We start from the raw sequence: 19,841 nt of genomic DNA, 5'->3' as shown, positions 1-19,841 counted from the left end.
AAAGGCGGGGCCCTTTCCCGTTGTACGGCCAGCCCGTTGTACGGCCAGCCCGTTGTACGGCCAGCCCGTTGTACGGCCAGCCCGTTGTGCGGCTAGCGCTCAGAGCACTCGGACCGCGCCGGTGGGCTGGTCGTAGCTCAGCGGGCGCTCCACGATGCCGGTGGAGGAGTTCTGGGCGCCGATGAACTTGCCGCCGCCGACGTAGACGGCCACGTGGTAAGCGTTGCCCGCGCTGCCCCAGTAGAGGATGTCGCCCGGCTGCAGGTTGCTCAGGGAGACGGGGGTGCCGGCGGTGGACTGCGGCTGCGAGGTGCGCGGCAGGTTGACGCCGATCTGCTTGAAGGCCGCCTGGGTCAGCCCCGAGCAGTCGTAGGCGGAGGGGCCGGTGGCGCCCAGGACGTAGGACTTGCCGACCTGGGCCCGCAGGAAGCTGAGGAGGGTGGCCACATTGCCGCCCTGCGGCACGGAGGCCTTGGTGGAGAGGGAGGCGCGGTCGGTGGAGCGGGAGGCGCGCTCCTTCGCCTGCTGCGCCGCCTCACGGGCGGCCGCCGCCTTGCGCTTGGCCTCGGCCTTGCGCTTGGCCTCGGCCTCGGCCTTCTGCTTGTTCTCCTTGGCCTGCTTCTTGGCCTCGGTGGCCGCGTGGTCCTGGGCCTGCTGGAGGCTGTACTGCTGGGCCGACTCGCGCAGGGACTCGGCCGCGAGCGTGGTGGTGTCGGCCGTGGAGAGGGTGGGCATCTCCACTGTCTCGGCCGGTGCGTTGTTGTCGGCCGCCTGGGCCGGCGCCGCCGCCGCGGTGAGGGCAATGGTGCCCATGACGCCGCCCGTCATACCCGCACGCAGCGCCGTATTCATCTTGCTGGAGCGGGGCTTTCGGTGGCTGGGAATCTGAGCTTTCGGGGACATGAAGGAATGCCTAGCAGGCTCCAATCCCTTGTCTCAACAATCGTGCGATGCGCCACAGTCGTCGCGATCACGGCCACTTGAGCTCTACGGGCGTTGCCCGGGGCGGCTTCCCCGACGTGATCATTGCCCAACTACGGGGCCGTGACCACGGAGTTGTCCGCATTGCCGGAATCCCTGCTCCGCTTACCACGGAGAAAAGGCGAGCGCAAAGAAGACAGCGGCTGCCGGAAAAGGGCGTGGCGCAGCTCACATTTTTCGCGGTCGCGCGAACTCAACCCATCTCAACTCTTCGTGCAAAGCGGACGTTGGCCCCCTATCGCCCATCCTGCTCGGTAACGGGCCGGACTCGGCGGGGTCGCGCGGGGGTCTCGGTGCTTGTGCCGGGCTTCACGAGCGCACGATCTCCAGTGGTTCGCGCATAGCAGGTGAAACCGTCCACCGCGAATTTGCCCGTGCAGCCCCGTGCTTGGTACAGCGACCCGCTTCCAACGGCTGTGAGCACGGTCGGATGTCACCTCAGGTGATCACCCGGAGGCTTTGCGTATGTAGATTGCTGCTCATCTGATCGGATGATTGGCCGTCAGGTGGTGGAGATCACAAACTCGTTGTCGCCCCCCGTGTCGCAGATCACAGAGGGGCGGGCTTAAGATGCCTGCGAACAGGGCTTGTGAACTGCCTCACATAGGAGCGATCTTCGTGGGGGTGCGCAGCGGCCCAGCGGTCTGCCGGCAGTCAGAGTCGACGCCTGGAAGGAGACGGGAGCGGTGAACGTCTACACACCAATCCTCGTACTGGGAGCGATCGCGGCCGCGTTCACGGTCTTCTCCGTGGTCGTGGCCTCGATCGTCGGCCCCAAGCGCTACAACCGGGCAAAGCTGGAGGCGTACGAGTGCGGCATCGAGCCCACGCCGCAGCCGGCCGGAGGCGGCCGCTTCCCGGTGAAGTACTACCTGACGGCGATGCTCTTCATCATCTTCGACATCGAAATCGTCTTCCTCTACCCGTGGGCCGTCCATTTCGACTCACTCGGGATGTTCGGGCTCGTCGAAATGCTGGTCTTCGTCGCCCTCATCGGTATCGCGTACGCCTACGACTGGCGGCGCGGCGGCCTGGAATGGGACTAGGGGCAGGATAAGCAATGGGACTTGAAGAGAAACTGCCGAGCGGTTTTCTGCTCACGACTGTTGAGAAGATGGCCGGCGCGGCGCGTAAATCGTCCATGTTCCCGGCGACGTTCGGGCTCGCCTGCTGCGCCATCGAGATGATGACGACCGGCGCGGGCCGTTACGACCTCGCCCGGTTCGGCATGGAGGTCTTCCGCGGTTCACCGCGCCAAGCCGACCTGATGATCGTGGCGGGCCGGGTGAGCCAGAAGATGGCGCCGGTGCTGCGGCAGGTGTACGACCAGATGCCGAACCCCAAATGGGTCATCTCCATGGGCGTGTGTGCCTCTTCCGGCGGAATGTTCAACAACTACGCCATTGTGCAGGGCGTCGACCACGTCGTTCCGGTCGATATTTACCTGCCCGGCTGCCCGCCGCGGCCCGAAATGTTGCTGGATGCCATTCTCAAGCTGCACGAGAAGATCCTGAATACGAAGCTCGGCGTCAATCAGAAGGAAGCGGCCCGCGAGGCGGAGGAGGCGGCCCTGAAGGCCGTGCCGACGATCGAGATGAAGGGGCTGCTCCGGTGAGCGACGAAAAGCGGCCGAAGGGCCCCAACGAGAACGACCCCACCCAACGGGGTGAGGAGTCCCTGCCCGTACCCCAGGGGGACCCCGGCGAGGTCATCGACGTCCGGCGCGGCATGTTCGGCGCCCGCAACGGCGGCGACACCTCCGGCTACGGCGGCCTGGTGCGCACCGTACGGCTGCCCGGCGCGACGCCCCGGCCGTACGGCGGCTGGTTCGACGAGGTGGCCGACGAGTTCGAGGGCGCGCTGGAGGAGCAGGGCCTCGATCCCGCGCACGTCATCGAGCGGACGGTTGTCGACCGGGACGAACTGACCTTCCATATCGCCCGGGAGTATCTGTCCCGGGCGGCCCGCACCCTGCGCGACGACCCCGCGCTCCGCTTCGAGCTGTGCACCGGGGTCAGCGGGGTCCACTACCCCGGCGACAAGGGCCGCGAGCTGCACGCCGTCTACCACCTGCGCTCGATCACCCACAACCGGCTGATCCGCATGGAGGTCAGCGCGCCCGACGCGGACCCGCACGTGCCCTCGATCGTCGACATCTATCCGACGAACGACTGGCACGAGCGCGAGACGTACGACTTCTTCGGGCTGATCTTCGACGGTCACCCGGCGCTGACGCGGATCATAATGCCGGACGACTGGCAGGGCTTTCCGCAGCGCAAGGACTATCCGCTCGGCGGTATTCCCGTCGAGTACAAGGGCGCCCAGATTCCCGCTCCTGACCAGCGGAGGTCGTACACCTAAATGTCTTCCACAACCCACGCACCCGCAGGCATTCGGGAGACAACCGAAGGCACCGTCTACGACGTCACCGGAGGGGACTGGGACGAGCTGGCCGCCCACGCCGCCAAGAGCGACGACGAGCGGATCATCGTCAACATGGGCCCCCAGCACCCGTCCACCCACGGGGTGCTGAGGCTGATCCTGGAGATCGACGGCGAGACGGTCACCGAGGCCCGCTGCGGCATCGGCTACCTGCACACCGGAATCGAGAAGAACCTCGAGTACCGGACCTGGACCCAGGGCACCACGTTCGTCACCCGCATGGACTATCTGACGCCGTTCTTCAACGAGACGGCGTACTGCCTGGCGGTGGAGCGGCTGCTGGGCATCGAGGACGAGGTGCCCGACCGCGCCAACGTCATCCGGGTCCTGCTCATGGAGCTCAACCGGCTCTCCTCGCACCTGGTGGCCATCGCCACCGGCGGCATGGAGCTGGGCGCCACCACCGTGATGATCTTCGGCTTCCGCGACCGCGAACTGATCCTCGACCTCTACGAGCTGATCACCGGGCTGCGGATGAACCACGCCTACATCCGGCCCGGCGGGCTCTCCCAGGACATCCCGCCGGGGACCGTGGACGCGCTGCGCGAGTTCCTCAAGAAGATGCGCAAGAACCTGCCCGAGTACGACGCGCTGGCCACCGGCAACCCCGTCTTCAAGGCCCGGCTGCAGGACATCGGCTACCTCGACCTGGCCGGCTGCATGGCGCTGGGCGCCACAGGACCGATCCTGCGCTCCGCCGGGCTGCCGCACGACCTGCGCAAGGCCCAGCCCTACTGCGGCTACGAGACCTACGACTTCGAGGTCCCGACCGTGGACACCTGCGACTCCTACGGGCGGTTCCTGGTCCGTCTCGAGGAGATGCGCCAGTCGCTGCGGATCATCGAGCAGTGCGTGGACCGGCTCGAGCCCGGTCCCGTGATGGTCGCCGACAAGAAGATCGCCTGGCCGGCCCAGCTCGCCCTCGGCCCGGACGGGCTCGGCAACTCCCTCGACCACATCAAGAACATCATGGGCACCTCCATGGAGGCGCTGATCCACCACTTCAAGCTGGTGACCGAGGGCTTCCGGGTACCGCCGGGCGAGACGTACGCGGCCGTCGAGTCGCCCAAGGGCGAGCTGGGCGTGCACGCCGTCAGCGACGGCGGCACCCGCCCCTACCGGGTGCACTTCCGCGACCCCTCCTTCACCAACCTGCAATCCATGGCGGCGATGTGCGAGGGCGGCCAGGTCGCCGACGTCATCGTCGCCGTCGCGTCCATCGACCCTGTGATGGGAGGCGTCGACCGGTGACCAACGTCGAGATGGGCATCCCCGAGATGCCCGCGCCCGACTACCCCGCCGAGGTACGCGAGCGGCTGGAGGCGGACGCGCGCGAGATCATCGCCCGCTATCCGGGCAGCCGGTCGGCGCTGCTGCCGCTGCTGCACCTGGTGCAGTCCGAGGAGGGCCACGTCACCCGCACCGGGCAGCGGTTCTGCGCGGAGATGCTGGAGCTGACCACGGCCGAGGTCAACGCCGTCGCCACCTTCTACTCCATGTACCGCCGCAAGGCCTCGGGCGACTACCAGGTGGGGGTGTGCACCAACACGCTGTGCGCGGTGATGGGCGGCGACGCCATCTACGCCTCGCTGCGCGAACACCTGGGCGTCGGCGACGGGGAGACCACCGAGGACGGCAAGATCACCCTCGAACACGTCGAGTGCAACGCGGCCTGCGACTTCGCACCGGTCGTGATGGTCAACTGGGAGTTCTTCGACAACCAGACCCCCGACAGCGCCCGCGCCCTCGTCGACGACCTGCGCGCGGGCCGCGAGGTCGCCCCCACCCGCGGCGCGCCGCTGTGCACCTTCAAGCAGACCGCGCGGCTGCTGGCGGGCTTCCCCGACGAGCGGCCCGACGCGGTGGACGCGTCCGGCAGCGCAGGACCCGCCTCGCTGGCCGGGCTGCGACTGGCCAAGGGGGAGTCCACCCCCGGCGTCGTCGCCCCGCGCGGAGCGGCATCCGACGAGGAGGGGAAGTGACGACGGTGACACACGACGGCGGACAGGACGAGACCTCCCCGCACCCGGCGGGAGGCGCCACCGATCCGCAGAAGCTGCTGAGCCCCGTACTGTCCGCGCACTGGGACGAGCCCGACTCCTACACGCTGGCCGGCTACCGGCGGCACGGCGGCTACCGGGCGCTGGGCAAGGCGCTGGCCATGGACCCCGACGACCTGATCGCCTACGTCAAGGACGCGGGCCTGCGCGGCCGGGGCGGCGCCGGCTTCCCCACCGGGATGAAGTGGCAGTTCATCCCGCAGGGCGACGGCAAGCCGCACTACCTCGTCGTCAACGCCGACGAATCGGAGCCCGGCACCTGCAAGGACATCCCCCTCCTCTTCGCCAACCCGCACTCCCTCATCGAGGGCATCGTGATCGCCTGCCATGCGATCCGCTCCAGCCATGCCTTCATCTATCTGCGCGGCGAGGTCGTGCCCGTGCTGCGCCGCCTCCACCTGGCCGTGCGCGAGGCGTACGAGGCGGGCTACCTCGGGCCTGACGCGCTCGGGCCCGGCAAGGGCCTGGAACTCACCGTGCACGCGGGCGCCGGCGCCTACATCTGCGGCGAGGAGACGGCGCTCCTCGACTCGCTCGAAGGCCGCCGCGGCCAGCCCCGGCTGCGGCCGCCCTTCCCGGCCGTCGCCGGTCTGTACGCGTGCCCCACGGTGGTGAACAACGTCGAGTCCATCGCCTCGGTTCCCGCCCTCGTCGACAAGGGCAAGGACTGGTTCCGCTCGCTGGCACTGGGCAGCGACAAGTCGCCCGGCTTCACGCTCTACTCGCTCAGCGGCCATGTCGCACGCCCCGGCCAGTACGAGGCACCGCTGGGCATCACGCTGCGCCAGCTCCTCGACATGAGCGGCGGCATGCGGCCGGGACACCGGCTGAAGTTCTGGACACCGGGCGGCTCCTCCACTCCGCTGCTCACCGACGAGCACCTGGACGTCCCCCTCGACTACGAGGGCGTCGGCAACGCCGGCTCCATGCTCGGCACCAAGGCGCTCCAGTGCTTCGACGAGACGACCTGTGTGGTGCGGGCCGTCACCCGCTGGACCGAGTTCTACGCGCACGAGTCCTGCGGCAAGTGCACCCCCTGCCGCGAGGGCACCTACTGGCTCGTCCAGCTGATGAGGGACATCGAGGCCGGGAAGGCGAGCTCCGCCGACCTGGACAAGATCGCCGACATCGCCGACAACATCAACGGCAAGTCCTTCTGCGCCCTCGGTGACGGCGCGGCGTCCCCGATCTTCTCCTCGCTCAAGTACTTCCGCGACGAGTACGAAGCCCATCTCGCGGGCCGCGGCTGTCCCTTCGACCCCGAGAAGTCCACCGCGTGGGCTGATGGACCCAACTCCGCTCACCTGGAGGTGAACGCGTGACCGTCACCACTGCTGGCACCTCCCAAGGAGGAGGGGAGGTTGCCCCGCCGCCCGAGGACCTGGTGTCGCTGACCATCGACGGCACCCAGATCTCCGTCCCCAAGGGCACGCTGGTCATCCGTGCCGCCGAGCAGCTCGGCATCGAGATCCCGCGCTTCTGCGACCACCCGCTGCTCGACCCGGCCGGTGCCTGCCGGCAGTGCATCGTCGAGGTGGAGGGCCAGCGCAAGCCGATGGCGTCCTGCACCATCCAGTGCACCGACGGCATGGTCGTCAAGACCCACCTCACCTCCCAGGTGGCGAGCAAGGCGCAGCGCGGCGTGATGGAGCTGCTGCTCATCAACCACCCGCTGGACTGCCCCGTCTGCGACAAGGGCGGCGAGTGCCCGCTGCAGAACCAGGCCATGTCGCACGGCAACGCCGACTCCCGCTTCGAGGGCCAGAAGCGCACCTTCGCGAAGCCGGTCGCCGTCTCCACCCAGGTGCTGCTGGACCGGGAACGCTGCGTGCTGTGCGCGCGCTGCACCCGCTTCTCCAACCAGATCGCGGGCGACCCGATGATCGAGCTGCTGGAGCGGGGCGCGCTGCAGCAGGTCGGCACCGGCGAGGACCAGCCCTTCCAGTCGTACTTCTCGGGCAACACCATCCAGATCTGCCCGGTCGGCGCGCTCACCTCGGCCGCCTACCGGTTCCGCTCCCGCCCCTTCGACCTGGTCTCCTCACCGGGCGTCTGCGAGCACTGCGCGGGCGGCTGCTCGCTCAGACACGACCACCGGCGCGGCAAGGTGATGCGGCGGCTGGCCGAGAACGACCCCGAGGTCAACGAGGAGTGGCTGTGCGACAAGGGCCGCTTCGCGTTCCGCTACGCACAGCGGCCCGACCGGCTGCACACCCCGCTGGTCCGCGGTGAGGACGGCGAGCTCGCTCCCGCGAGCTGGCCCGAGGCGCTGGAAGCCGCCGCGCGCGGCCTGGCCCCGGCCCGCGGCCGGGCCGGGGTGCTGACCGGCGGCCGGGTCACCGTCGAGGACGCCTACGCGTACGCCAAGTTCGCACGGGTGGCGCTGCGCACCAACGACATCGACTTCCGCGCCCGGCCGCACTCGGCCGAGGAAGCCGACTTCCTCACCTCCCAGGTGGCGGGCCACGGCCGCGACCTGGACTCCACCGGAGTCACCTACGCGGCGGTGGAGGCCGCGCCCGCCGTACTGCTGGCCGGGCTCGAAGCCGAGGAGGAGGCGCCCGGCGTCTTCCTGCGGCTGCGCAAGGCCTGGCGCAAGCACGGGCAGCGCACCTTCTCACTGGCGAGCCACGCGACGCGCGGCCTGGAGAAGGCGGGCGGCACGCTGCTGCCCGCCGCGCCCGGCACCGAGACCGAGTGGCTGGACGCGCTCGCGGGCGGTGTCGGCCTGGACGAGACCGGAGCCGCGGCGGCCGAGGCGCTGCGCGGCGAGGGCTCGGTGATCCTGGTCGGCGAGCGGCTGGCCACCGTGCCGGGCGCGTTGACCGCTGCCGTACGGACCGCGACCGCGACCGGCGCCTCGCTGGTGTGGGTGCCGCGCCGCGCGGGCGAGCGTGGCGCCGTGGAGGCCGGCTGTCTGCCGGGGCTGCTGCCCGGGGCGCGGCCTGTGGCCAGTGCCGAGGCGCGCGCCGAGGTCGCCCGCGCCTGGGGCGTGGCCGAACTCCCGGCGCAGCCCGGGCGCGACACCTCGCAGATCATCGAGGCCGCAGCGGAGGGTGAGCTGTCCGCGCTGGTCGTCGGCGGGGTCGAGATCGACGACCTGCCGGACCCGGTCCGGGCGCGCGAGGCGCTGGAGGCCGTCGGCTTCCTGGTCAGCCTGGAGCTGCGGCCCGGCGCGGTGACCGAACTGGCCGATGTGGTCCTCCCCGTCTCGGCGGCGGCGGAGAAGTCCGGCACCTTCGTCAACTGGGAGGGCAGGCTGCGGCCGTTCGAGGCCGCGCTCAAGCCCGATCAGATGACGCGCCGCCACGCGCAGCCCGACACCCGGGTACTGCACATGCTGGCGGACGCGCTCGATGTGCACCTCGGGCTGCCCGATGTCCGTATGGTGCGCGGCGAGATCGACCGGCTCGGCCAGGGCCGCGGCGGTGCCGGAACAGCCCCGGCCGTCCCGGCGGCGCGTACCGTGCCGCAGCCGGAGGCGGGCGAGGCGGTGCTGGCCGGGCACCGGCTGCTGCTCGACCTGGGCCGGCTCCAGGAGGGCGACGAGGCGCTGGCCGGCACCCGGCACGCCGCGGTGGCGCGGATGTCCGCCGCAACGGCGGGCGAGGCCGGCGTCAAGGACGGCGATGTGCTGGCCGTCTGCGGCCCCCGGGGCGAGGTGCGGCTGCCGCTCCAGGTGACCGAGATGCCCGACCGCGTCGTCTGGCTGCCGCTCCACTCGGTGGGCTCCGGCGTCCAGGCCGACACCGGCGCACTGCCCGGCGATGTGGTGCGGATCTCTCCCGCGACCGCGGCCGTCCAGGAAGACCCGCAGGAGGTGGGCGCATGAGCTCCGGAACGCTTGGCCTCGCCGCCGAGGACCTGTCGATGTTCGGCACGGACCCCTTCTGGCTGGTCGCGCTGAAAGCGGTCTTCTGCTTCGCGTTCCTCATGGTGACGGTGCTGATCTCCATCGTCTTCGAGCGGAAGATCGTCGGCTGGATGCAGCTGCGCGTCGGGCCCAACAGGCACGGTCCCTGGGGCATGCTCCAGTCGCTCGCCGACGGTGTGAAGCTGATGCTCAAGGAGGACATCACCGTCAAGGGCAGCGACAAGATCGTCTATCTGCTGGCCCCGGTGGTCGGCGCGGTGCCCGCCTTCATGGCGATCGCGGTCATCCCGTTCGGCCCCGCGGACAACGAGATCTCGATCTTCGGGCACCGTACGGCGATGCAGCTGACGGACATGCCCGTGGCCGTCCTCTACATCCTGGCCACCTCCTCCATCGCCGCCTACGGCGTGGTGCTGGCCGGCTGGTCGTCGGGCTCGACCTATCCGCTGCTGGGCGGGGTGCGGGCCACGGCGCAGATCGTCAGCTACGAGATCGCGATGGGCCTCAGCTTCGCCGCGGTCTTCCTCTACTCCGGCTCCATGTCCACCTCGACCATCGTCGGGGAGCAGGCCGACGGCTGGTTCGCCTATCTGCTGCCGGTCTCCTTCCTGATCTACCTGGTCTCGATGGTCGGCGAGGCGCACCGCGCGCCCTTCGACATGCCGGAGTCCGAGGGCGATCTGGTCGCGGGCTTCCAGACCGAGTACAGCTCGATCAAGTTCGCGATGTTCATGCTGACCGAGTACATCCACGTGGTGACGGTCTCCGCGCTCGCGGTCACCCTCTTCCTGGGCGGCTGGCGCGCTCCGGCGCCCATCTCCACCTGGTGGGAGGGCGCCAACCACGGCTGGTGGCCCATGTTGTGGTTCGCCGCCAAGCTCGCAGTGATCATCTTCTTCTTCATCTGGATCCGCGGCACGCTGCCGCGTACCCGCTACGACCAGTTCATGAAGCTCGGCTGGAAGGTGCTCATCCCCATCGCGCTGGTGTGGCTGATGCTCGTGGCCACCGTCCGCGCCATGCGCAACGAGGGCTGGGACTACAGCGAGGTCGTCTACTGGGTCGCGGGGACCGCGCTGGTGCTGCTGCTGATCACCTTCGTCGTGGACTTCTTCCGCGGCGGCGAGGAGGAGGAAGAAGAACCGCCCGCGGAGAAGTCGTTCGACCCGATGGCCGGCGGCTACCCCGTACCGCCGCTGCCCGGGCAGACGCTGCCACCGGTGCCACGCCGGCCCTCGCGTGCCGACCGGGACCGGGAGCCGGTCGGCGCCCAGGCGGGCGGCACGGCCACCGCTACTGACCCGACCACCGAGAGCAAGGGGGCTGACGGTGCCTGAGAACCCCGTGGCCGGCTTCGGCGTGACCTTCAAGGACATGTTCAAGAAGCGGCTGACCGAGCAGTACCCCGAGTACAAGAAGCCGACGGCCCCCCGCTTCCACGGCCGCCACCAGCTCAACCGGCATCCGGACGGGCTGGAGAAGTGCGTCGGCTGCGAGCTGTGCGCCTGGGCCTGTCCCGCCGACGCCATCTATGTGGAGGGCGCCGACAACACCGACGAGGAGCGCTACTCGCCCGGCGAGCGCTACGGCCGCGTCTACCAGATCAACTATCTGCGCTGCATCCTGTGCGGCCTGTGCGTCGAGGCGTGCCCCACCCGGGCGCTGACCATGACGAACGAGTACGAACTGGCCGACGACAGCCGCGAGTCCCTCATCTACACCAAGGAGGAGCTGCTCGCGGGGCTGGAGGAGGGCATGGTCGACTCGCCGCACGCGATCTACCCCGGGATGACGGAGAAGGACTACTACCGGGGCCTGGTCACCGAGGCCGCGCCCGGCACGGTGCGGCAGACGCCCACCGACACCGGGGCTCCGCAGAAGTCGGCCGACACCTTCGGCGCCGACGAACCGGCCGCCGCCGGGGACGCCACCTTCGAGGCGGCACCGCACGGCCGGATGACGCACGGCACCGTGACCGCCAGCGGGGAGGGCGAGCGATGAGCGGACTTCCCGTACCGATGACCGAGCTGGCGGCGACGGCCACCTCCACGGGGGAGGCGCTGCAGTTCTGGGTGCTGGGCACGATCGCCGTGCTGGGCGGTCTGGGCACCGTGCTGATGCGGCGAGCCGTGCACAGCGCGCTGTGCCTGGCCGGCACCATGATCATCCTGGCGCTGTTCTACCTCGCCAACGGCGCCTACTTCCTGGGCGTCGTCCAGATCGTCGTCTACACCGGCGCGGTCATGATGCTGTTCCTGTTCGTGCTGATGCTGGTCGGCGTCAGCGCGGCCGACTCCCTCAAGGAGACCCTCAAGGGCCAGCGCTGGCTGGCGGCCGGCTGCGGGCTCGGGCTCGGCATCCTGCTGATCGCCGGGATCGGCCAGGTCTCGGTGGGCAGCTTCAACGGGCTGGCGGCCGCCAACGCGCAGGGTAACGTTCCGGCGCTGGCCTCGCTGCTGTTCACCAAGTACGTGGTCGCCTTCGAGGTGGTCGGCGCGCTGCTGACCGTCGCCGCTGTCGGCGCCACGCTGCTGACCCACCGCGAGCGGGTCGAGAAGATCAAGTCCCAGCGCGAGCAGGCCATCGAGCGGGTGCGCGGCGGCAAGCAGCTCCCGCCGCTGCCCGCGCCCGGCGTCTACGCCCGCCACAACGCGGTCGACCGTCCCGCGCTGCTGCCCGACGGCTCGCCCGCCGAGCTCAGCGTCAACCCCACGCTGCGCAGCCGCGGCCAGATCCGCGAGGTCAGCGCCGAACAGCTGGCCCGGCTGGCGGCTGTGGAGCAGCGCACGGCCGAGTACCACGGCCGGGCCGCCTATCCAGGACCCAAGGATCCCGGCGAACGCGCGCTGGAGCGGGCCGCGGCAGAGCGTGCGGAAGAGCGTGACGACGACGCCACCGAGCGCGGGACCGAGCGCGGGACCGAGCGCGAGGAGGAGGCCGCCAAGTGAGCCCGATGAACTACGTCTATCTGGCAGCGCTGCTGTTCACCATCGGCGCCGCCGGGGTGCTGATCCGGCGCAACGCCATCGTGGTGTTCATGTGCATCGAGCTGATGCTGAACGCCGCCAACCTCACGCTGGTCGCCTTCTCCCGGATGCACGGCAACCTCGACGGCCAGATCATGGCGTTCTTCGTCATGGTCGTCGCCGCCGCCGAGGTCGTGGTCGGTCTCGCGATCATCGTCATGCTCTACCGCGCCCGCCACTCGGCCTCGGTCGACGACGCCAGCCTCATGAAGCTGTAAGGGGTACGAACCAGTGGAGTCAATGATCGGACTGCTCGTCGGGGTGCCCCTGCTCGGTGCCGCCGTGCTGCTGTGCGGCGGCCGGCGGCTGGACCGCACGGGGCACTGGCTGGGCACGCTGCTGGCCGCGGTCTCCTTCGCGATCGGCGCGGCGCTGTTCGCCTCCATGCTGGGGGAGGACGCCGAGAGCCGGGCCATGCACAGCAAGCTGTTCTCCTGGGTGCCTGTGGAGGGCTTCCAGGCCGATGTCGCCTTCCAGCTCGACCAGTTGTCGATGACGTTCGTCCTGCTGATCACCGGCGTGGGCACGCTCATCCACCTCTACTCGGTCGGCTACATGGAGCACGACCCGGGCAGGCGGCGCTTCTTCGGCTATCTCAATCTGTTCCTCGCGGCGATGCTGCTGCTCGTGCTCGCCGACAACTACCTGCTGCTGTACGTCGGCTGGGAGGGCGTGGGCCTCGCCTCCTATCTGCTGATCGGGTTCTGGCAGCACAAGCCGACGGCGGCGACGGCTGCGAAGAAGGCGTTCCTGGTCAACCGCGTCGGTGACGCGGGCCTGGCCATCGCCATCTTCCTGATGTTCACCACCTTCGGCACCTTCGCCTTCGCGCCCGTCCTCTCCTCCGCCGGTGACGCGAGCGAGGGCAAGCTGACGGCCATCGGGCTGATGCTGCTGCTGGCCGCCTGCGGCAAGTCGGCGCAGGTGCCGCTGCAGTCCTGGCTCGGCGACGCCATGGAGGGCCCGACCCCGGTCTCGGCCCTCATCCACGCGGCGACGATGGTGACAGCGGGCGTCTACCTGATCACCCGTTCCGGCGCCATCTTCAACGGGGCCCCGGACGCTCAGTTGGTCGTGGTGGTCGTCGGCGCTGTCACGCTGCTGTTCGGTGCGATCGTCGGTTGTGCCAAGGACGACATCAAGAAGGCCTTGGCGGGCTCGACGATGTCGCAGATCGGCTACATGATCCTGGCCGCCGGGCTCGGCCCGATCGGCTACGCCTTCGCGATCATGCACCTGGTCACCCATGGCTTCTTCAAGGCCGGGCTGTTCCTCGGCGCCGGTTCGGTGATGCACGGCATGAACGACGAGGTCGACATGCGCCGCTACGGCGGGCTGCGGAAGTACATGCCCGTCACCTTCGTCACCTTCGGACTGGGCTACCTGGCCATCATCGGCTTCCCGGGCCTGTCCGGGTTCTTCTCCAAGGACCAGATCATCGAGGCCGCCTTCGCCAAGGGCGGCACCGAGGGCTGGATTCTGGGCGCGGTCACCCTGCTGGGCGCGGCGATCACCGCGTACTACATGACGCGCGTGATGCTGATGACCTTCTTCGGCGAGGAGCGCTGGCGCCAGGCGCCCACCCCCTCACCGGCCGAGCCGGACGTGGAGCCGGCGGCCGAGACACGCGGGGAGTACACCCCGCCGCACCCGCACGAGTCCCCCAAGGTCATGACGATCCCGATGATCGTGCTGGCCTTCGGTTCGGTCTTCGCGGGCGGCCTGTTCAAGGCGGGCGAGTCCTTCGTCAACTGGCTGGAGCCGGTGACGGCGTTCGAGCACGGGCACTCCCCGGTCTCGGCCACCACCGTGACGGCCGCGACCGTCGTCTCGCTGGTCATCGGCGTGGGTGCCGCCTGGTTCCAGTACGGGCGCAAGCCGGTGCCCGTGGTCGCTCCGCGCGGCAACCTGCTCACCAGGGCGGCCCGCCGCGACCTGCTCCAGGACGACTTCAACCACGTGGTGCTGGTCAGCGGCGGTACGCACCTGACCCGCAGCCTGGTCTACGTCGACCACAAGGTCGTCGACGGCGCCGTCAACGGCACCGCCGCCACCTTCGGTGGTCTGTCCGGGCGGCTGCGGCGGCTCCAGAACGGTTTCGCCCGCTCCTACGCGGTCTCGATGTTCGGCGGCGCGGCAGTGCTGATCGCCGCGACCCTGCTGATGAGGGCGGTCTGAGATATGTCTTTTCCTCTGCTGACGGTCACGGCAGCGCTGCCCGCCGTCGGGGCGGTGGCCACCGCCGCCGTGCCCGCGGCCAAGCGCACCGCCGCCAAGTGGCTGGCGCTGGTCTTCTCGCTGGCCACGCTGGTGCTTGCCGCCGTGGTGCTGGCCCGCTTCGACCCGGACGGCGCCCGCTACCAACTGACCGAGTCACACGCCTGGATCTCCGACTTCGGCGTCCGCTACGAGCTGGGAGTCGACGGGATCGGCGCGGCGCTGATGGCGCTGACGGCGCTGCTGGTCCCGTTCGTGATCGGCGCCGGCTGGCACGACGCCGACCAGGTCGAAGACGAGGCACGGGCCAACCGCCGCTGGCGGCCCACCCAGGGGTTCTTCGCGCTGATCCTCGCCGTCGAGGCGATGGTGCTGGTCTCCTTCGCCGCCACCGACGTCTTCCTCTTCTACATCTTCTTCGAGGCCATGCTCATCCCGATGTACTTCCTCATCGGCGGCTTCGGGGACCGGGCGCACGCGGCCGGTGAGGAAGAGGGCGCCAAGCAGCGTTCGTACGCGGCGGTGAAGTTCCTGCTCTACAACCTGGCCGGCGGGCTGATCATGCTGGCCGCCGTCATCGGGCTGTTCGTCGTCAGCTCCGACAGCCTGGGCGAGGGCACCTTCTCGCTGCCCGAGCTGCTCAGGGCCCGCGCCAACGGCGATCTGACGATGTCGACCAGCACCGAGCGGCTGCTGTTCCTCGGCTTCTTCGTCGCGTTCGCCATCAAGGCCCCGCTGTGGCCGCTGCACACCTGGCTGCCCAACGCCATGGGCGAGGCCACCGCGCCGGTCGCGGTGCTCATCACGGCGGTCGTCGACAAGGTCGGCACCTTCGCGATGCTCCGCTTCTGCCTGGGCCTCTTCCCGAACGCCAGCTCCTGGGCCACCCCGGTGGTCATCGGCCTGGCGCTGGTGAGCGTCTTGTACGGGGCGCTGCTGGCCGTGGGCCAGCGGGACATCAAGCGGCTTGTGGCGTACGCCTCCATCTCGCACTTCGGCTTCATCATCCTGGGCGTCTTCGCGATGACCAGCCAGGGCCAGGGCGGCGCCACGCTGTACATGGTCTTCCACGGCATCTCGACAGCGGCGCTGATGCTGGTGGCCGGCTTCCTGATCTCGCGCCGCGGCTCGCGTCTGATCGCGGACTACGGCGGGGTGCAGAAGGTCGCCCCCGTACTGGCCGGCACCTTCCTGGTGGGCGGTCTGGCGACGCTCTCGCTGCCGGGGCTCGCGCCGTTCGTCAGCGAGTTCCTGGTGCTGGTCGGTACGTACAGCCGCTACCCGGTGGCCGGGATCATCGCCACCGCGGGCATCATCCTGGCCGCGCTGTACGTACTGGTGCTCTACCAGCGCACCATGACCGGCCCGGTGCGCAAGCCGGAGATCGAGGGGATGCCGGATCTGAAGGTGCGGGAGCTGGCCGTGGTGGCGCCGCTGGTGGCGCTGCTGCTCTTCCTCGGCGTCTTCCCCAAGCCGCTCAGCGAGATCGTGAACCCCGCGGTGGAGCACACCCTTTCGGACGTACAGAAGAAGGACCCCAAGCCGCAGCATCCCGTCGCCGACCACAACAAGTGGTTCGACTACAAGCCGGCTGGACACGGCGGAGGTGACCACGAGTGACCGGAGTGACCGGTATGACCCAGGTGGCGGCGGCAGGCGGCACGTCCGACGCTGTCCCCAGCCTGTGGACAATCGCGGCGGCGGGCGACAAGCTCCAGGCCCCCAGCATCGAGTACGGCAAGCTCTCCCCGGTGCTGATCGTCCTGGGCGCGGCCGCGGTCGGCGTCCTCATCGACGCGTTCGCACCGCGCAAGGCCCGCTACAGCGCCCAGCTGTTCGTCGCGCTGGCCGGGCTGGCCGCCGCTTTCGCCGCCGTGATCGGACTGGCGGCCAGCGGCGCGGGCACCACCAAGGCGCAGATCGCCGGCATGGGAGCGCTCGCCATCGACGGCCCGACGCTCTTCCTGCAGGGCACCCTGCTGCTGGTGGGCATCGTGGGGGTCTTCACCTTCGCGGAGCGCAGGCTGGAGCCGGCCGGGCGCGGCGGCCGCGTGGACTCCTTCGCCGCGCAGCCCGCAGCGGTGCCGGGCGGCGAGGGCGAGCAGCAGGCCGTCAAGGCGGGCTGGACGACCACCGAGGTCTTCCCGCTGCTGCTGTTCGCGGTCGGCGGCATGCTGCTCTTCCCCGCGGCCAACGACCTGCTGACCCTCTTCATCGCGCTGGAGGTCTTCTCCCTCCCGCTGTATCTGCTGTGCGCGCTGGCCCGCCGCAGGCGGCTGCTCTCCCAGGAGGCGGCGGTCAAGTACTTCCTGCTGGGCGCCTTCTCCTCGGCGTTCCTGCTGTTCGGCACCGCGCTGCTGTACGGCTACGCGGGTACGGTCAACTACTCGGCCATCGCCCGGGTGGTCTCGGGTGCCGACGCCGTCAGCGACCCGGTGCTGGCCGACACCACGGGCAACGACGCGCTGCTGCTGATCGGCGGCGCGCTGGTGGTGATGGGGCTGCTCTTCAAGGTCGGTGCCGTCCCCTTCCACATGTGGACCCCCGACGTGTACCAGGGTGCGCCCACGCCGGTGACCGGCTTCATGGCGGCGGCGACCAAGGTGGCGGCCTTCGGCGCGCTGCTGCGGCTGCTGTACGTGGTGCTGCCGGGGCTGCGCTGGGACTGGCGGCCGGTGATGTGGGGTGTGGCGATCCTGACGATGCTCGGGGGCGCCGTCGTGGCCATCACCCAGACGGACATCAAGCGGCTGCTGGCCTACTCCTCCATCGCGCACGCGGGCTTCCTGCTCGCGGGTGTCATCGCCACCTCCGAGGACGGCATCTCCTCCGTCCTGTTCTATCTGGCCGCCTACTCGTTCGTGACGCTGGGCGCCTTCGCGGTGGTCACGCTGGTGCGTGACGCGGGGGGCGAGGCGACGCATCTGTCCAAGTGGGCGGGGCTGGGGCGGCGTTCCCCGCTACTCGCCGCCGTATTCGCTGTCTTCTTGCTGGCGTTCGCGGGTATTCCTCTCACGTCCGGTTTCGCGGGGAAGTTCGCGGTGTTCAAGGCGGCGGCCGAGGGCGGAGCGGGCGCGCTGGTCGTGGTGGGTGTGATCGCCTCGGCCATCGCGGCCTTCTTCTACCTGCGGGTCATCGTCCTGATGTTCTTCAGCGAGCCGCAGGCCGACGGGCCGAGCGTGGCCGTGCCGAGCGTCATGACGACCTCGGCCATCGCGCTCGGCGTGGTGGTCACGGTCGTGCTCGGTGTGGCACCGCAGTACTTCCTGGATCTGGCGGGGCAAGCGGGGGTGTTCGTACGGTGACGAGGAGAGTGACCATGCAACGGCCCCGGCCGGCCCGCCGTTCCGCGTCGTAGGTGTCGGTCGTCATGACTCCGGGACGCCGCCAGAGGCCCCTGACCGGGCCTCTGGCGGCCTCTTGTGAGGTATCGGTGACAACAAGTGCGCTGAAACGGTAGGAATTTCTGGCATGGGTTGTGTGATTCTCCGCCGTGAGAACGGCGGTTACGAGGGGAAGCAGGGCGGGATCTTCACCGAGGGGGTCTCGGCCGAGTCGGTGGGTGCCAAGGGGCTGTGTCTGCACGTCCTGCACATCCCGGCGAACTCCCGTGGAGAGCCCCATCTGCACGCGGGCCACGAATCGGCGATATACGTCGTCAGTGGCGCGCACGAGATCTGGCACGGGGAGGACCTCTCGAACCGCGACACTCTCCATCCGGGCGACATGGTCTATGTACCGGCGAACATGCCGCACATGCCGGTCACCGGCGAGGAGCCCGTCACCGTGGTGGTGGCCCGCACCGACCCCCGCGAACAGGAGTCGGTGCACCTGCTCTCGCCGCGCGATCCCTGAAGAGCGCTCAGTTCGCCGGGTACTTGCGCACCTTGCCGGGTTCCTCGGTGATCTTCTTCAGCTTGTCCGGGAGGCCGGGCACGTCACCCAGTTCGCCGGGGTCCTTGGGCAGCTTCGCCGGGGCCTTGGCGACCTTGGCGTAGGTATCGGTGGCGCCGCCGTTCCAGGAGACCTCGAGCGACTTGGCCGTCACCTTCTCGACGGTGCCGTTGGTGCGGTCCTCGCCGGCGCCGCCGGGGCACTTGATGACGAGTGACTTCTCGGCGCCGGAGCTCATGACCCGGCCGTTGCACATCTTCTTGTCCCGCAGCAGGGAGACGGCGTCCCCGACGACGGTCAGCGTCAGCTTGCCGCCGTCCGCCTGCGTGGACCACACGCCGGGCAGCTCCGCCTTGCCCGCGGGCTGCTCGCTCGGGGTCGGGGTGGGCTCGGCGGACTTCTCCTTGCCCGCCTCGGGCTTGTCGTCCTTGCCGCCGTCGCCGCCGCTGCCGCAGCCGCTCACCAGGAACGCGATCGCCGCCGCCGCGGCCATTGCCCCCGAAATCCGCGCTGACGTGCGCACTTCCCCTCCTCGATCGTCGAACCCTGGCCGTTTGAGCAGGGTCACGACAACCTAGCAGGGGAGTGTGGCGAGCCGGTCCCAGGCCGGTGCCGGGTCGGTCAGAAGGGGTCCTTCGCGGTGGGCCAGTCCGAGGGGGAGTCCGGCTTCTTCCGCTCGGGCAGCCCGTCGTACTTGTGCAGCTGGGTGGTCCGGCCGTTGCTCCAGGAGACGGACATGTTCTCGCCCGACGCGCTCTCCACCGTTCCGTGGCTGTAGCTCTTCTTGCCCTCGGTGCAGGTCAGGTCGATGGTCTTGCCGCGCAGACTGCCTTCGCAGCGGCCCGGGATGAACATGTCGACGCTGTTGTCCGAGCTGATCTGAAATGCGACCGAGTCCCCTTCGGCATCGGGCGCCGTGGCCCAGGAGCCCCTCATGGAGGAGGGGTCCGCGGAGCCGCCCCCGCGGGAGCTGCCGCTGCCGCCGCTGTCCTCTCCGGTGGGCGGGCCGTCGCCGCCGGGCTCGTCGTCCAGGTCGGGCCGCTTGTCGCCTGGGTCGGGGACCTCGACGCCGCTCCCGCCCCCGTTGCCGCCGTCCCCGCCGCCGTCACTGCCGCAGCCGCCCACCAGCAGCGCGATCGCCGCCGCGGCGACCGCCCCCGGAATCCGCGCTGACGTGCGCACGTACATCCCCCTCCGTCGCTCTCCCGACTCCTGCCGTACGGACCGGCAGGGCCACGTCAAGCTAGCAGGGAGGGGGCAGGTCATATGGGGCATACCGGGGTGGACCGGGTGCATGTTGGCGCTGGGTGCGAAGTGGGGGCGGGGCTGTCCACAGGCCCGGCCACC

18 protein-coding genes are annotated in these 19,841 nt (G+C 69.7%); 15 read left to right on the top strand and 3 right to left on the bottom strand.

Annotated elements, in window-relative coordinates:
• Positions 1-99: 99 nt before the first annotated feature.
• Positions 100-903 carry a C40 family peptidase gene (locus HC362_RS13220; RefSeq protein ID WP_243084118.1) on the bottom strand — a complete coding sequence of 268 codons (804 nt, stop codon included), beginning with the start codon at positions 901-903 and terminating at the stop codon, positions 100-102.
• Positions 904-1,667: 764 nt separating this feature from the next.
• Between HC362_RS13220 and HC362_RS13215 the strand changes: the two genes are divergently transcribed.
• From HC362_RS13215 to HC362_RS13145, 15 genes are all read left to right on the top strand, one after another.
• A complete protein-coding gene (locus HC362_RS13215; RefSeq protein WP_019354165.1) occupies positions 1,668-2,027 on the top strand; it encodes an NADH-quinone oxidoreductase subunit A in 360 nt (119 codons plus the stop codon).
• Between the two features lie 14 nt (positions 2,028-2,041).
• Positions 2,042-2,596: an NADH-quinone oxidoreductase subunit B gene (locus tag HC362_RS13210; RefSeq protein ID WP_243084117.1), complete on the top strand. Its 555-nt coding sequence runs from the start codon at positions 2,042-2,044 to the stop codon at positions 2,594-2,596.
• Entirely contained in the window at positions 2,593-3,342 is a 750-nt protein-coding gene (locus HC362_RS13205) for an NADH-quinone oxidoreductase subunit C (protein WP_279240097.1), read from the top strand. Before HC362_RS13210 ends, HC362_RS13205 begins: the two co-directional genes overlap by 4 nt.
• The gene (locus HC362_RS13200; RefSeq protein ID WP_243084116.1) at positions 3,343-4,674 is read left to right on the top strand and encodes an NADH-quinone oxidoreductase subunit D; all 1,332 of its coding nucleotides are present in this window, start codon (positions 3,343-3,345) and stop codon (positions 4,672-4,674) included.
• Entirely contained in the window at positions 4,671-5,405 is a 735-nt protein-coding gene (nuoE, locus tag HC362_RS13195; RefSeq protein ID WP_209267036.1) for an NADH-quinone oxidoreductase subunit NuoE, read from the top strand. Before HC362_RS13200 ends, nuoE begins: the two co-directional genes overlap by 4 nt.
• Before the next feature lie 5 nt (positions 5,406-5,410).
• Positions 5,411-6,805, top strand: a complete 1,395-nt coding sequence (gene nuoF / locus HC362_RS13190; RefSeq protein WP_243088538.1) for an NADH-quinone oxidoreductase subunit NuoF — start codon at positions 5,411-5,413, stop codon at positions 6,803-6,805.
• A complete protein-coding gene (locus HC362_RS13185) occupies positions 6,802-9,315 on the top strand; it encodes an NADH-quinone oxidoreductase subunit G (RefSeq protein WP_243084115.1) in 2,514 nt (837 codons plus the stop codon). Before nuoF ends, HC362_RS13185 begins: the two co-directional genes overlap by 4 nt.
• A complete protein-coding gene (nuoH, locus tag HC362_RS13180; protein ID WP_243084114.1) occupies positions 9,312-10,694 on the top strand; it encodes an NADH-quinone oxidoreductase subunit NuoH in 1,383 nt (460 codons plus the stop codon). The genes HC362_RS13185 and nuoH overlap by 4 nt, the downstream gene beginning before the upstream one ends.
• The gene (gene nuoI / locus HC362_RS13175) at positions 10,687-11,358 is read left to right on the top strand and encodes an NADH-quinone oxidoreductase subunit NuoI (protein WP_209267033.1); all 672 of its coding nucleotides are present in this window, start codon (positions 10,687-10,689) and stop codon (positions 11,356-11,358) included. The genes nuoH and nuoI overlap by 8 nt, the downstream gene beginning before the upstream one ends.
• A gap of 17 nt (positions 11,359-11,375) precedes the next feature.
• The gene (locus HC362_RS13170; RefSeq protein WP_243088536.1) at positions 11,376-12,305 is read left to right on the top strand and encodes an NADH-quinone oxidoreductase subunit J; all 930 of its coding nucleotides are present in this window, start codon (positions 11,376-11,378) and stop codon (positions 12,303-12,305) included.
• Positions 12,302-12,601 (top strand): NADH-quinone oxidoreductase subunit NuoK, encoded by a 300-nt coding sequence (nuoK, locus tag HC362_RS13165; protein ID WP_243084113.1) that lies wholly within the window; start codon positions 12,302-12,304, stop codon positions 12,599-12,601. Before HC362_RS13170 ends, nuoK begins: the two co-directional genes overlap by 4 nt.
• Before the next feature lie 13 nt (positions 12,602-12,614).
• Positions 12,615-14,561, top strand: a complete 1,947-nt coding sequence (gene nuoL / locus HC362_RS13160; RefSeq protein ID WP_243084112.1) for an NADH-quinone oxidoreductase subunit L — start codon at positions 12,615-12,617, stop codon at positions 14,559-14,561.
• A 3-nt stretch (positions 14,562-14,564) separates the two neighbouring features.
• Positions 14,565-16,220 carry an NADH-quinone oxidoreductase subunit M gene (locus HC362_RS13155; RefSeq protein WP_243084111.1) on the top strand — a complete coding sequence of 552 codons (1,656 nt, stop codon included), beginning with the start codon at positions 14,565-14,567 and terminating at the stop codon, positions 16,218-16,220.
• Between the two features lie 14 nt (positions 16,221-16,234).
• Positions 16,235-17,905, top strand: coding sequence for an NADH-quinone oxidoreductase subunit NuoN (gene nuoN / locus HC362_RS13150; protein ID WP_243088535.1), 1,671 nt, complete (start codon positions 16,235-16,237; stop codon positions 17,903-17,905).
• 166 nt (positions 17,906-18,071) lie between these two features.
• Positions 18,072-18,455 (top strand): cupin domain-containing protein, encoded by a 384-nt coding sequence (locus tag HC362_RS13145; protein WP_099883419.1) that lies wholly within the window; start codon positions 18,072-18,074, stop codon positions 18,453-18,455.
• Between the two features lie 7 nt (positions 18,456-18,462).
• On the opposite strand, the gene HC362_RS13140 is transcribed toward HC362_RS13145, so the two are convergent.
• Both HC362_RS13140 and HC362_RS13135 read right to left on the bottom strand, forming a co-directional pair.
• Positions 18,463-19,017, bottom strand: a complete 555-nt coding sequence (locus tag HC362_RS13140; RefSeq protein WP_243084110.1) for a hypothetical protein — start codon at positions 19,015-19,017, stop codon at positions 18,463-18,465.
• A 98-nt stretch (positions 19,018-19,115) separates the two neighbouring features.
• Positions 19,116-19,676: a hypothetical protein gene (locus HC362_RS13135; RefSeq protein ID WP_243084109.1), complete on the bottom strand. Its 561-nt coding sequence runs from the start codon at positions 19,674-19,676 to the stop codon at positions 19,116-19,118.
• Positions 19,677-19,841: the final 165 nt, after the last annotated feature.

The organism is Streptomyces sp. 891-h, assembly GCF_022760275.1.
In the GTDB taxonomy this organism is placed as follows: domain Bacteria; phylum Actinomycetota; class Actinomycetes; order Streptomycetales; family Streptomycetaceae; genus Streptomyces; species Streptomyces spirodelae.
Note: the sequence above shows the minus strand (reverse complement) of the source record. Positions and strands in the feature narration are given on the sequence as shown.